The organism is Spiribacter sp. 1M189 (assembly GCF_040838345.1).
Lineage (GTDB): Bacteria > Pseudomonadota > Gammaproteobacteria > Nitrococcales > Nitrococcaceae > Spiribacter > Spiribacter insolitus.
On the sequence record NZ_JBAKFF010000001.1, the window covers coordinates 1886495 to 1900000 of the forward strand.

Here is a 13506-nt window from a genome sequence, read left to right on the forward strand (position 1 = left end):
CCTATGCTGGTCCTAATGGCTCATGTTGCCATGGTCATCCTGGTGGCCGCTGCCGCCCATGGCGGTCGGCGGTAACACCTCGACCTCCACCGGCAATTCCCCGCCGTCCTCAAGCTCAAGGACGATCTCATAGGTTTCACCCTCGGCAAGGGCCTGCTCCAGCCCCATGAGCATGACGTGCCGCCCGCCGGGCTCAAACGTTACGCGGCCCTCCGCCGGGATCGAGACACGCGGCGTGTGCACCATGCGGCTGTTGCCGCCGTCCTCGATGGTCCGATGCAGCTCCGAGCGCGGCGCCCGCTCGGTGCTCACCCCCACCAGCGCATCACCCAGCCGGCCGTCGTTGACGAGCTCGAAGTAAACGGCCCCGGTCGGATGCCCGGGCGGCGTCGCCCGCGACCAGGCGTCATGCACCATGATCTCGGCACTCGCCGTTCCGATCCCGGCGATCAGCAGGCCGACGGCAACGAGGCGGGTGAGCGGTTCGCGGTAGCGGGGCATGGCGGTCTCCTCGGTTCGGTGGATACCTTCCATTATAGCCGAGGGACGTCTCAAGATCGTCGGCGGGGTGCTATGCCGTCTCCGCCCCTTTCCCCGGACTCACGCGAGACGCGAGGCTGGGAACGCGGTGGATATCACACGGACGGGCGTCTCAAGATCGTCCGGTGAAAGGGGCGGAGACGGCAAGCCCAGGATCTGGTGGTGTGTCATGGCTTGAGGCGTTTCACGCGGTGGATAATCCACCGAAACGCGCCCGAGGTCGCCCGGCACAATGAGACGGGAGCACCAAGCCATCAATCGGGCAGCGATCCTCGATTTATCGGCAATAACCACCAAATCCTGGGCTTATCGGCTCCCTACCTGTCCGCTGGGCGATCTTGAGACGCCCGTCTGTGTGTTATCCACCGCATGAAGCGCCCCGCGTCTCGCGTGAGCCCGGTGGACAGGTAGGGAGACGATAAAGCACCCCGCTAACTCAGTACCCGCGGCGCCTCGCCGTCCCGCAGTGTCATAACCGGCCATCCCCGCTCCCGGGCCGCGGCCTCCAGCGCCGGATCCGGGTCCACCGCCACCGGATGGTCGACATGGGCCAGCAGCGGCAGGTCGTTCTGCGAGTCGCTGTAGAAATGCATCGCCTCCATCATGCGGCCTTCGTCGTCGAGCCACTGCTGCAGCGCGGTGATCTTGCCTTCGCGGAAGGTCGGGACGCCGCGGTGGCGGCCGGTGAAGGCGCCGTTGCTGAACTCGGGCTCGGTGGCGAGCAGGACAGGGATGTTGAACAGCTCCGCGATCGGTTCGGTAATGAAGCGATTGGTGGCGGTAATGATCATCAGCCCGTGGCCACGGTCGCGGTGATCATCCACCAGCGCCCGGGCGGCCGGCAGGATGCGCGGGCGGATATGGGCGTCGATGAACTCCCGCCGCCACTCGCAGAGTGTGTCGTAGGGTGTGTCGGCCAGGGGCTTGAGGGCAAACCGCAGGAAGGTGTCGATGTCCAGCCGCCCGGCCTCATAGTCGCGCATGAAACGCTGATTATCTTCCTCGAACCGGGTGCGGGAGACGGCGCCTTTTTCCATCAGATGCTGTCCCCAGAGGTAGTCACTGTCTCCACCCAGCAGGGTGTTGTCGAGGTCGAAAATGGCGAGCTGCACGGTGTCTCCCGGGTGTCTTGATTGCCGGATGATTCTCCTATGTGGAAGAATGACACACAATAAATGATTGATTTTGGTGGACTAGGTGATTGATTCGAAAGGGTTCCGTCCCAACGTCGGGATCATCCTGGCAAACGATGCCGGCCAGCTGCTGTGGGCGCGCCGCATCGGTCAGGACGCCTGGCAGTTCCCCCAGGGCGGGATTCAGCGTAACGAGAGCCCGGAGGCGGCGCTCTACCGCGAGCTCAACGAGGAGGTGGGGCTACGACCCTCGGACGTGGCGGTGCTGGGCGCCACCCGCGGCTGGCTGCGCTACCGGCTGCCTTCGCATCTGATCCGGCGCCGCCAGCGGCCCACCTGCATTGGCCAGAAACAGGTCTGGTTCCTTTTGCGGCTGCTGGCCCACGAGGACCGGGTGCGGCTCGATGCCACGGGACAGCCGGAGTTCGATGCCTGGAACTGGGTGCATTACTGGCACCCCCTCGAGGAGGTCGTCTCCTTCAAGCGCGACGTCTATCTGCGGGCGCTCGAGCAGCTGGCGCCATTGCTCTTCCCCGAGGGCGCCCCGATGCGGCCGGCCAACCCGGGGCCGGGCCGGCCACCGGTCATCCGCCAGCCCGGGCAAGGGGGGTAGGCGCCATGCTGGAAACGCTCCATCGCATTGTCCAGACCGTCAATGCGGCGAGCGATTTCCGTGAGGCCCTGGAGATCATCGTCGATCGGGTGGCCGATGCCACCGGCGCCGATGTCTGCTCGGTCTATCTGCTCGAGGCCGATGCCCATCATCTTCGTCTGATGGCTACGCACGGGCTCAATCCGGCCGCGGTGGGCCACGTTCGGCTGCCGATCACCGAGGGGCTGGTCGGGCTGGTGGCCGAGCGCGAGGAGTCGATCAACCTCGAGAATGCCGACCGCCATCCCCGCTTCCGGTATTTCCCGGAGACCGGTGAGGAACATTTCCACTCGTTCCTGGGCGTGCCCATCATTCACTACCAGTCGCGCCTGGGTGTGCTGGTGGTCCAGCGCCAGGCCAGGGATCGTTTCAACGATGCCGAGGTGGCCTTCCTGGTCACCATGGCCGCGCAGCTCGCCGGGGTCATGGCCCATGCCCGGGTGCGGGGCGAGCTGGCGCATATGGATGGCGAACCCCGTGACGAGGCTCTGGCACTGACCGGGATCGGCGGCTCAAGCGGCGTTGGCATCGGCCAGGGCTATGTCATTGCCGCGGGTGCCAGTCTGGATGCCATCCCCGATCGCCGTGTCGATGATATCGACGCCGAGATCGGCGAGTTCAGTGATGCCCTGGAAGCCGTTCGCACCGATCTGCGCGAGCTGGCCGGTCGTATGGAAGGTCAGCTGCCCGAGGCCGAGCAGCGGCTGTTCGACGTCTATCTGCAGATGCTCGATGGCGACAGCCTCGTCGAGCGTGTCCATGCGCATATCCGTGAGGGTCACTGGGCGCCCTTCGCGCTGAGAATGACCATTACCGAGCATGCCCGCCGCTTCGAGGCCATGGAGGATGCCTACCTGCGCGAGCGCGGCAGTGACCTGCGCGACCTTGGCCGACGCCTGCTGACCCGGCTGCTGGCGCTGGAGGAGCGGGGTCGTCCATTGCCGGCGCAGACCATTCTGGTGGGCGAAGAGGTGAGTGCCTCGCAGCTCGTGGAAATCCCGCCGGAACAGCTCGCCGGCGTGGTCAGTGCCGGTGGCTCGGCCAACTCGCATATCGCCATCCTGGCCCGGGCGCTGGGCGTGCCCGCCGTCATGGGTGTGCGCGAGCTGCCGGTGCACAGCCTCCACGGCCGGGCGCTGATCATCGATGGCTACCGCGGCCGGGTCGAGGTGGATCCGGCGCCGGGCCTGCGCGATGAATATGAACGCCTGGCCCGGGAAGAGGCCGAACTCACCGCGGAGCTCGCGGAAATCGCCGGCGAGCCCGCCGAGACCCCCGACGGCGCCGTCATTAATCTGTACGTGAATACCGGGCTCGCCGCGGAGATCGAGCGCGCGCTGGAAATCGGCTGCGCGGGCGTCGGGCTGCACCGCACCGAGTTCCCATTCATGATCAGCGACCGCTTCCCGGGCGAGGAGGAGCAGGCGCGACTCTACCGCGAGGTGCTGGAGGCCTTCGCGCCCCTGCCGGTCACCCTGCGCACATTGGATGTCGGCGGCGACAAGCCGCTGCCCTATTTCCCGACCCGCGACGAAAACCCGTTCCTCGGCTGGCGTGGTCTGCGCATGACGCTGGATCACCCCGAGATCTTTCTTACCCAGTTGCGGGCCATGCTGCGGGCCTCGGTGGGGCTCGACAATCTGCGGCTGATGTTTCCCATGGTGACCCGCGTCGAGGAGGCCGAGCAGGCGGCGGCGCTGGTACAGCGCGCCCGCGAGGAGCTGGCCGAGGAGGGCGTGGAGACGCGGGCGCCGCTGGTGGGCGCCATGGTCGAGGTGCCCGCGGCGGTCTACCAGGCGGAGAGTCTGGCCCGCCGGCTCGACTTTCTGTCCATCGGCAGCAATGACCTCGCCCAGTATCTACTGGCCGTGGACCGCAACAACAGCCGCGTGGCCTCGCTCTACGACGAGCTTCATCCGGCGGTTCTTCGGGCCGTGGCCGATGTCGCCGAGATGGCGCAGCGCCTGGGCAAGCCGGTGTCGGTCTGCGGCAGCATGGCGGGCGAACCGGCCATTGCACCGCTTCTGCTGGCCATGGGGATGGAGGGCCTGTCGATGAGCAGCGGCCGCCTGCTCAGGGTGAAATGGGTGCTGCGCACCATCTCGATGGCGGAGTCCCGGGATCTGCTTGCCGAGTGCCTGGCCTGCGAGACACCGGGTGCGGTCCGGCGGCTGATCAATGCCGCGATGGACCGCCACGGCCTCGGCGGGCTGATTCGAGCGGGTCGGTACTAAGGCGCGGCGTGACGCCGCCTCAGCTCGGGCGCCGCACCCGGACGATGACGTCCACGCCCTCGATGGTCTTGCCCGGTGGCGGGGTCGGCAGGCCATCCACGGCCACGCTGTCGTGGGGAATGTCCTCCATCTCGCCGGTTTCCTCATCGAGGAAGTGGTGATGCGGGTCGACCTTGGTGTCGAAATAGATCCGTCGCGCATCGGCGAGGATCTCGCGCAGCAGCCCGGCTTCGGTGAACTGGTGCAGCGTGTTGTAGACCGTGGTCTGCGACAGGCGCATGCCGGCCTCGATGGCCTCGGCGTAGAGCTCCTCTGCAGTCAGATGGCGCTCGCCCTGCCCGAAGATCAGCCCGGCAAGCCCCATGCGCTGCTTGGTCGCGCGCAGACCGGCGTTCTGCAGCAGATCACGAATGTAGGCGTCGTGCCGACGCGAAACGGGAGCCGAACTCATTTCGCTGACCTATTCTGGACACTATTAGTACGAATTAGACTATCACGAAAGGCCATGGCTGCCACAATCCCGTCATGTGAGGCCGGATTCAGGCCCACGGCTTGAGCTCCACCAGCAGGACCACCGCGATCAGCACCAGGACCGGCATCTCGTTGAACCAGCGGTACCAGACGTGGCTGTGGGTGTTGCGGTCTTGGGCAAACGCCCGCAGTAACCGGCCGCAGTAGAGGTGGTAGACCACCAGACCCGCCACCAGCAGGATCTTCACATGCAACCAGCCCTGGGAGAGCCAGAACGGCTGCAGTACGAGCAGCGTAATGCCCAGGCCCACGGCCACGACCGCGCTGGGGTTCATGATGCCGCGGTAGAGCTTGCGCTCCATGACCTTGAATCGCTCGCGACTGGGTTCGTCCTCCGCCATGGCGTGATAGACGAATAGCCTGGGCAGATAGAACAGCGCCGCGAACCAGGTGACCACACTGATGATATGGAAGGACTTGACCCAGAGCGCGGTCATGCCGACTGATCCTCCGGCAGCATGGACTGAATGTCCTCACGCACCGCCGGGAAATCGAGGTGGCCGATCCGCTGCCAGACCACCCCGCCGTCCGGATCGATGAGCACCGTGGTGGGGGTGAGGCGGACCTCGTTGAAGGCCGTGGCGATCTCGCCGCCCTCATCAAGCGCAATCTCGTAGGGCAGTTGCTTGCGTTCGACCAGAGCCGCAACCCGCTCCGGTGGGTCATAGGCCATGGCAACGCCGACGATATTCAGCCCTTCATCGGCCATGTCTTCGTGCAGCGCGATGAACTCCGGCATTTCGTCGATGCAGGTCGGGCAGGTGGTCGCCCAGAACACCAGCATGACCGGCTCGCCGCGATAGCGGGCCAGTTCTTCCTGTCCGCCGTCGAGCATCTTCAGATCGACATTCGGGGCCGGCTCACGGGCCGGCGGCGCGAGCCAGACATAGCCCACGAGGCCGACGATCACCAGAGCAATCAGCCCGGCCAACCATTCCTTGCGCATGGCAGAATGCCTCCTCGTACCAATGCCCATATTGTACCAACTGCCGCCGCCCGCCGTTCAGCTCAGATAGGCCGACTGGATCGCCTCGCGGCTGACCACGCCGGCGCAACGCTCCGGCCCGGTTGCCTCCGTGCGGATAACGAGCAGGATGTCTCCGTCACTGGCCCGGAGCCGCTCGATGGCCTCGCGCAGACTGGCGCGTTCATCGATGGGCGTGAGTCGGGCGGCCCCTGCCATCGCGGGCCGACCGGCGGCGCGATTGGCAAGCACCGCTTCCGAGCCACACACGAGGCTGGGCAGGTCGTCATCCCCATCCAGTATCCAGCGCGGCGGGTCGTCCAGGAGGGCATCCAGCTCGGCGTCATCGGACCGTGCCGGCAGCCGGCGGAAGTCCTGGTCCACCAGCTGTAGAATGCCCAGCCGGCTGGCCGCCTGGAGCATGGGATTGCGGCGCGGGTCCAGGCCGCGTTCGCCCATCGCCAGATGATAGACGGAGTCGGTACGAAACAGTTCCCGGGCGCTCAGCGTGCCGGCGGCGATGGCGAGCATCCCCGGCATGATGATGCCGGGATTGCCGGTGAGCTCCAGCATCGCCGTCAGGGCGGCGAGGGGTGCGCGCAGGGTGGCGCCCATCATCGCGCCCATGCCCAGCAGGGCGTACAGGGCCGGCCCGCCGAAGGCCGGGCTGATCAGCGATTCAGCCAGCATGCCCACGGCGCCGCCGGCGGTGGCCCCCATGATCAGCGTTGGCCCCACCAATCCACCCGGCACGCCAAGCCCCAGCACCGCCGCGGTGCCAACCAACTTCGCGGCGACAATCGCGAGGAGCAGTCCGGCGCCAATCTCGCCGGCCAGTGCAGCGGCCACGGTGTCGTAGCCAATGCCCATGATCTGCGGCACGAAAAGCGCCAGTACGCCGACAACGAGACCGCCCAGCATGGTGCGCAACACCGGTGGCCAGCCATGGAGCAGGCCGGAGGTGAAATGCAGACTGCGGATAAAGGCGGCGGCGAGTCCACCCAGTAGCAGCCCGAGCAGGATCACCAGGGGCAGTTCATGGATACCCTGAATGGTCAGCGCGGGGATGGAGAAGGCGATGTCGCTGCCGAACACCAGGTGCGCCATGGCGGTGGCGGTGACCGCCGCGATCATCACCGGCAGGAAGCCGGCGATGGTGTACTCCATCACTACCACCTCCATGGCGAAGGCGACCCCCGCCAGCGGCGTATTGAACGACGCGCCGATGGCCGCGGCGGTTCCACAGGCGACCAGCGTGCGTAGACTGTTGTGCGGCAGCCCCAGCCACTGGCCGAGCTGACTGCCCGCGGTGGCGCCCATGTGCACACTTGGCCCCTCACGGCCGACGGACTGCCCGCTGGCGATCGCCAGGCTGCCGGTGATGAACTGGTGGATGGCATTGCGCAGCGGCAGCATGGCCTCGTGGTAGGCCGTGCGCTCAATCACGAACCCAATGCCGGTGCGCGGGTCGCGACGCGCGAAATGCTGCATGTAAAGGCCGATGATGCCCGCGCCCGCCACCGCCAGGACGACGCGCTGCCAGCCGGGCAGGCCTTCGAAATCCTCCAGGCCGCCTGGCAGCAGGGCGAGCTGGCCGGATTCGTAGAGCAGACGGAAGGCAATGACCACGGCGCCGGCCACCAGCCCGGTGAGCATGCCGAGCACCGCCATCACCACCGGGGCGCGGCCGGTGGACAGCCGCAGCTTCTCGGTCTCGATCAGCCGGCGCCAGCGGGGCGTGCCTCGCTCGCCGTCAGTGACCCGTTGCTTGCTCATTGTCTGGCATCATACCGGGTCTGTTGATCCAGCTCAGAGGAGCGCAATGATGATTACCGCCGGGATTGTGGGCGGCACCGGCTATACCGGCGTCGAACTGCTCAGGCTGCTGGCCGGCCATCCGCAGGTCACGCTCGAGGTGATTACCTCGCGTGCCCAGGCCGGGCAGCCGGTCAGCGCCATCTACCCGAACCTCCGTGGTCATCTGGATCTCGCTTTCAGCGAGCCCGACCCCGCGGCGCTGGGCGCCTGTGATGTCGTCTTCTTCGCCACGCCCAACGGCACGGCCATGGAAATGGCCCCGGAGCTGATCGAGCGCGGGGCCCGGGTCATCGACCTGGGGGCGGATTTTCGCATCCGCGATCTCGAGGTCTGGTCGCAGTGGTACGGCATGACGCATCAGTGCCCCGACCTGGCCGCGGAGGCCGTTTACGGCCTGCCCGAGCGGTATCGTGAAGCGATCCGGGGGGCTCGCCTGGTGGCCAATCCCGGTTGCTACCCCACGGCCGTGCAGCTCGGCCTGATCCCCTTGCTCGAGGCGGGCGCCGTGGATACGGCCAATATCGTCGCCGATGCCAAGTCCGGCGCCAGTGGTGCGGGGCGCCAGCCTCGCCAGCACACGCTGCTCTGCGAGGCCGGTGAAAACTTCCACGCCTACGGCGCCAGCGGGCACCGGCACCTGCCGGAGATCCGCCAGGGGCTGGTCGAGGCGGCCGGGGGCGAGGTGGGGCTGACCTTCGTTCCCCACCTGGTACCCATGGTGCGCGGCATCCATGCCACGCTCTATGCCCGGTTGCACGATCCGGCCGCTGACCTGCAGGCGCTCTATGAGGAGCGCTTCGCCGACGAGCCCTTCGTCGATGTCCTGCCGCCGGGCAGTCATCCGGAGACGCGGACGGTCCGCGGCAGCAATATGGTGCGTATTGCCGTGCACCGACCGGAGGGCGGCGACATGGCACTGGTGCTGGCGGTGGAGGACAACCTGGTGAAGGGGGCCGCGGGCCAGGCGGTGCAGAACATGAACCTCATGTTCGATCTGCCCGAGGCGATGGGACTGCAGGGCATACCGGTTCTGCCTTAAGGGTGATTGACGGTCCGTCGGCCGGGCAGGAGAATGATTCGCAACAAGGCTCGATGGCCGGAGGTAAGGACAATGAGCGAAGTGGCCGAGCAGGAAGACCTGCTGATTTTCACCGACAGCGCCGCCACCAAGGTTCGTCAGTTGCTCGAAGAGGAGCAGAACCAGGCGCTCAAGCTGCGTGTCTATATCACCGGCGGGGGCTGCTCCGGCTTTCAGTACGGGTTCATGTTCGATGAGAACGAGGAGCCCGGCGACGCCGTGGTCGAGAATGCCGGCGTCACCCTGCTGGTGGATCCCATGAGCAGCGCCTATCTGGAGGGTGCCGAGATCGACTACGTCGAGGGTATCGAGGGGGCGCAGTTCGTGATCCGCAACCCCAATGCCAGCACCACCTGCGGCTGCGGGTCGTCCTTCGGCGTCTGAGGCGGCTCAGCCGGGGTAGATGCCCCCCAGCGTGACCGGGCGCGAGGCGCCGGTCACCAAGCCGGTATCGACCGCCTCGCCCAGCAGGGCGGCGCGGCCGAGCCAGGCAAAACCCACCGGTTCGACGGCGGTGGCGGGGAAGCCTGCCGAGTCGCTCTGGCACACGGCAAGGCCGGGGAGTTCGTCGGCAAGCCGCCGGCAGAGGTCGTTATTCAGTGCGCCACCTCCGGTGAGCACCAGATCCGCCGGGTCGCCGCCCCAGGTCTGAATGGCCTCCGCGATGCTGCAGGCCGTGAGGGCTGACAGCGTCGCCTGCACATCGGCGGCCGGCCGATCGCCCTCCAGCGCGTCATCCAGCCAGTCCATATTGAATTGTTCCACGCCGGTGCTCTTGGGCGGTGGCCGTCGGAAATACGGATTGGCCAGTAAAGCGGCCAGGAGATCGCCGTCCACCCGGCCGGAGGCCGCCCACTGGCCCGCGGTGTCGAAGGGCTCACCGCGATGCCGGCGGATCCAGCCATCCAGCAGAGTATTTCCCGGCCCGGTATCAAAGCCGCGCAGGATCTCTCCGCCGGGCCCCAGCACCGTGACATTGCTGATGCCGCCGATGTTGACCACGCAGCGGGCATGGTCGGCGGCGAACATCGCCGAGTGGAACAGTGGGGCGAGCGGTGCACCCTCACCCCCGGCCGCGAGGTCGCGCTGGCGAAAATCCGCCACCACGGTGATTCCCGTGGCCTGGGCCAATCGGCTGGGATCGCCGATCTGGCAGGTCACCGGCGGCTCGGCCTGCGGGGCATGCCAGATGGTCTGGCCATGCAGGGCGATGGCATCAACCCCGCCGGCCTCGGCCCCCGTTTGCGACAGCAGCGCCTCCACCGCCGCGGCATAGACGCCCGCCAGTTCCGCATCCACCGCCAGGACGGCCTGCAATGGGGTCTCGCCGGTGAGTGCCCGAAGCCGTTGGGCCAGCGATGCCGAGTACGGGTGTTGATGAAGACCGGCAAGGCTGGGTCGACCGCCGGCGTCGAAATCGACCAGCGCCGCATCCACCCCGTCCAGACTGGTGCCGGACATCAGGCCAATCAGCCGCATGGGCCGACGGCCTACTCGCCTGCCCGGGCGACCCGCGTGCGGGTCAGGCTGTCCAGCTGGGCGATCAGGCCTTCAGTGCTTTGGTCGAAATCCGCGCGATAGCGCTCGGCGATGGGCTCCGCCTCGGGCAGATCGACGGTCCGCGGATTGCGGTGCACGCCATCGACGCGGAATTCATAGTGCAGATGCGGGCCCGTGGACAGGCCCGTGCTGCCCACATAGCCGATGATCTCACCCTGTTTGACCCGGTCGCCCACCGAGTGGCCACGGGCAAAGCCGCGCATGTGGGCATAAAGTGTGGTGTAACGGGTGCCATGCTTGAGCACGACGGTGTTGCCGTAGCCACCCTTGCGGCCGCGCTCGATGATCTTGCCGTCACCCGCGGCCTTGATCGGTGTCCCCGGTGGTGCCGCGTAATCGGTGCCACGATGCGGGCGCTTGGTGCCATAGACCGGATGCACGCGGTTGGGGTTGAACTCCGAGCTCACGCGCGTGAAATCGGTGGGCGTTCGCAGGAAGGCCTTGCGCATGCTGCGGCCATCGGGCGTGTAGTAGTTGCTCTCGCCCTCGGCGGTCTCGTAGCGCAGGGCCCGGAAACGCTCGCCGCGGTTGACAAACTCGGCGGCAAGGATATTGCCGTTGCGCACCTTGCGGCCGTCGCGATACAGCTCCTCGTAAACCACCACGAAGTTATCGTTGCGCCGCAGGTCGAGGGCAAAGTCGATATCCCAGCCGAAGATGCCCGCGAGCTCCATAATCAGGCGATCGTCGAGACCGGCCTCGAGGCCCGCATTATAAAGTGAGCTCTCGATCCGCCCCTCGGCCTCCGCCACCCGGCGCTCGAGGGTGATGGTCTCGATCCGGGTGGACAGTCCGCCATCGCCGCCCCGCTCAAGATGCAGCGTGCGGGTCTCGTCCATGGCATAGCGCAGACCCAATAGTTCGCCATCGGGGGTGACCTGCAGATAGATCTCGTCACCGGGGAAGATGCGCGTGAGCTGATTCGCCGGTTGATCGGCGTTGACCACCTCGTGGACGTCGCGTGGCGTCAGGCCGGCACGCTTGAAGACGGCGGCCAGGTTATCCCCGCTCCGCACAGTCTCCACTTTCCACTCGGCCGCCGGCTCGGTTGCCGGTTGCGCCGGGCCCGTTGCCACGGGGCCGTCATCCGTCGCCGCCTGTGGCGATGGCGCCGGTTCCGGCTGAGGAACCTGGCGCGGTGCCAGCGTCGGCGCCTCGTCAGCCCCGAGCGCCGCCTGGCGCAGGGCATCGGCATCCAGCCCGGCGGATATGGCCACGTCGCCGAGGGTCGCATCGCTTGTCGGGACCCCGGGCGCCGCCGGCAGTGCCAGCTGCCGCGCCCCGCTGGTCCTGGTGCTGTCCAGGGTCGCGTCGGAGTTCGGCCAGAGCAGGGCCCCGGCGATCAGCCCGACACCCGCCAGCAGCAACGCGTTGCGTCCCGCTTTACCGCCCGGAAAAAACCGGCGTGCACGCGATGTTGCATTCATCTTTTGAACCCGTCTGATCATGCGATCGAACCATAGCCTCGCCCGCTGGGCGGGTCAATCTGCAACCGCGGCATGCCGGCGCTCCGTCCGGGATTGCGTTAAACTCCCGTGGTCGGAACGTTTAATGGACAAGGGGCAGGAGACGGGCATGAGCAGTGTGGACTCCGCACTGGCGGCGCTATGGCGCGGGGCCGATGAGATCATCCGTGAGGACGAGCTGCGCGAACGACTCGCCGGCGGACGACCATTGCGGGTCAAGGCGGGCTTCGACCCGACAGCGCCGGATCTGCACCTGGGGCACACGGTGCTCATCAACAAGCTCCGCCAGTTCCAGGAGCTCGGCCATCAGGTGGTGTTCCTGATCGGGGACTTCACCGGCATGATCGGCGACCCCAGCGGTCGCAGCGCGACGCGAAAACCGCTGACGCCGGATGACGTGGCCCGCAACGCCGAGACCTATCGCGAGCAGATCTTCCGCATTCTCGACCCCGACCGCACCGAGATTGCGTTCAACTCGAGCTGGATGGGGCGGATGACCGCCACCGACATGATCCAGCTCGCCTCCCATTACACGGTGGCGCGCATGCTCGAGCGAGATGACTTCCACAAGCGCTATCAGGGCAACCAGTCCATCGCCATCCACGAGTTCCTCTACCCGTTGGTGCAGGGGTACGACTCGGTGGCGCTCAAGGCCGATGTGGAACTGGGCGGTACCGACCAGAAGTTCAACCTGCTGGTGGGCCGCGAGCTGCAGCGCGAATACGGCCAGCCGCCCCAGGTACTGATCACCACGCCGGTACTCGAAGGCCTGGACGGCGTGCAGAAGATGTCGAAGTCGCTCGGCAACTATGTGGGTATCCGCGAGCCGGCCGCCGAGATGTACGGCAAGCTCATGTCCATCTCCGATGAACTCATGTGGCGTTACTTCGAGTTGCTCAGCTTCCGGCCCCTCGATGAGGTGGCGGCGCTGCGCCGTCAGGTGGACGAGGGGCTCAACCCCCGGGATGCCAAGTTCCAGCTCGCCGACGAGCTGGTCACGCGTTTTCACGACGCGGCGGCGGCGCGGCAGGCGCACGAAGAGTTCGTGGCGCGTTTCCGTCAAGGCGCGATGCCCAGCGAGATGCCCGAGCATGCCCTCGATGCCGATGACACCGGCCTCGCCCTGGTCCCCGTATTAAAGGAGATCGGGCTGGTCCCGAGCACCTCTGAGGCCCTGCGCATGCTCAAGCAGCGGGCGGTGCGGATTGATGGTGAGCGCGTCGAATCGCGGGATGCCGTGCTCGCTGCCGGGGCCGAGTACGTATTGCAGGTGGGCAAGCGACGGTTCGCCCGGGTCACCGTGCGAAAAAAACCATGACAGATTGTTGACAGTCCGGCGGGAAGGTGTAGACTTCTCCTTCTCGCTTCGGCGGGGTCAGCAAAACGCTCCAAACGCGATGTTGACGGGCCAGCGCAGACGACTATAAGGCGCGGCCCACGGTGGGTACGCCTACCGATTTAGGCCCCGGAAAATCGGGGCTTGACCCAAGGCGGCGCAGCGGTAGAATGCGCAGCCCTGCCGGCCAACAC

13 protein-coding genes are annotated in these 13506 nt (G+C 66.7%); 5 read left to right on the plus strand and 8 right to left on the minus strand.

Annotation, left to right across the window (positions count from 1 at the left end; translation table 11 throughout):
- Positions 1 to 12: 12 nt before the first annotated feature.
- Complete coding sequence (locus tag V6X30_RS09530; protein ID WP_367984440.1) at positions 13 to 501, minus strand: copper chaperone PCu(A)C; 489 nt, start codon at positions 499 to 501, stop codon at positions 13 to 15.
- A gap of 470 nt (positions 502 to 971) precedes the next feature.
- On the minus strand, positions 972 to 1652 hold the full coding sequence (locus V6X30_RS09535; RefSeq protein ID WP_367984442.1) for a histidinol-phosphatase: 681 nt from the start codon (positions 1650 to 1652) through the stop codon (positions 972 to 974).
- Between the two features lie 85 nt (positions 1653 to 1737).
- On the opposite strand from V6X30_RS09535, the gene V6X30_RS09540 reads away from it, so the two are divergent.
- Together V6X30_RS09540 and ptsP are read left to right on the plus strand one after the other, a co-directional pair.
- Positions 1738 to 2286 (plus strand): RNA pyrophosphohydrolase, encoded by a 549-nt coding sequence (locus tag V6X30_RS09540; protein WP_367984444.1) that lies wholly within the window; start codon positions 1738 to 1740, stop codon positions 2284 to 2286.
- A 5-nt stretch (positions 2287 to 2291) separates the two neighbouring features.
- Positions 2292 to 4559, plus strand: coding sequence for a phosphoenolpyruvate--protein phosphotransferase (gene ptsP, locus V6X30_RS09545; protein WP_367984446.1), 2268 nt, complete (start codon positions 2292 to 2294; stop codon positions 4557 to 4559).
- A gap of 19 nt (positions 4560 to 4578) precedes the next feature.
- Here ptsP and irrA read toward each other — a convergent pair whose 3' ends face one another.
- From irrA to V6X30_RS09565, 4 genes are all read right to left on the minus strand, one after another.
- Positions 4579 to 5010 carry an iron response transcriptional regulator IrrA gene (irrA, locus tag V6X30_RS09550; protein ID WP_367984447.1) on the minus strand — a complete coding sequence of 144 codons (432 nt, stop codon included), beginning with the start codon at positions 5008 to 5010 and terminating at the stop codon, positions 4579 to 4581.
- A gap of 88 nt (positions 5011 to 5098) precedes the next feature.
- Positions 5099 to 5527 carry a protoporphyrinogen oxidase HemJ gene (hemJ, locus tag V6X30_RS09555; RefSeq protein WP_367984449.1) on the minus strand — a complete coding sequence of 143 codons (429 nt, stop codon included), beginning with the start codon at positions 5525 to 5527 and terminating at the stop codon, positions 5099 to 5101.
- A complete protein-coding gene (locus V6X30_RS09560) occupies positions 5524 to 6036 on the minus strand; it encodes a peroxiredoxin family protein (protein WP_367984450.1) in 513 nt (170 codons plus the stop codon). The genes hemJ and V6X30_RS09560 overlap by 4 nt, the downstream gene beginning before the upstream one ends.
- 57 nt (positions 6037 to 6093) lie before the next feature.
- Positions 6094 to 7830 carry a chloride channel protein gene (locus V6X30_RS09565; RefSeq protein ID WP_367984452.1) on the minus strand — a complete coding sequence of 579 codons (1737 nt, stop codon included), beginning with the start codon at positions 7828 to 7830 and terminating at the stop codon, positions 6094 to 6096.
- A 49-nt stretch (positions 7831 to 7879) separates the two neighbouring features.
- On the opposite strand from V6X30_RS09565, the gene argC reads away from it, so the two are divergent.
- On the plus strand, positions 7880 to 8911 hold the full coding sequence (gene argC, locus V6X30_RS09570) for an N-acetyl-gamma-glutamyl-phosphate reductase (protein ID WP_367984566.1): 1032 nt from the start codon (positions 7880 to 7882) through the stop codon (positions 8909 to 8911).
- Between the two features lie 72 nt (positions 8912 to 8983).
- Positions 8984 to 9334, plus strand: coding sequence for an iron-sulfur cluster insertion protein ErpA (gene erpA, locus V6X30_RS09575; protein WP_367984453.1), 351 nt, complete (start codon positions 8984 to 8986; stop codon positions 9332 to 9334).
- Positions 9335 to 9340: 6 nt separating this feature from the next.
- On the opposite strand, the gene V6X30_RS09580 is transcribed toward erpA, so the two are convergent.
- On the minus strand, positions 9341 to 10429 hold the full coding sequence (locus V6X30_RS09580; protein ID WP_367984454.1) for an anhydro-N-acetylmuramic acid kinase: 1089 nt from the start codon (positions 10427 to 10429) through the stop codon (positions 9341 to 9343).
- Between the two features lie 11 nt (positions 10430 to 10440).
- Positions 10441 to 11937, minus strand: coding sequence for an OapA family protein (locus V6X30_RS09585; protein WP_367984456.1), 1497 nt, complete (start codon positions 11935 to 11937; stop codon positions 10441 to 10443).
- A 148-nt stretch (positions 11938 to 12085) separates the two neighbouring features.
- On the opposite strand from V6X30_RS09585, the gene tyrS reads away from it, so the two are divergent.
- The gene (gene tyrS, locus V6X30_RS09590; protein WP_367984458.1) at positions 12086 to 13294 is read left to right on the plus strand and encodes a tyrosine--tRNA ligase; all 1209 of its coding nucleotides are present in this window, start codon (positions 12086 to 12088) and stop codon (positions 13292 to 13294) included.
- The last annotated feature ends 212 nt before the right edge of the window (positions 13295 to 13506 follow it).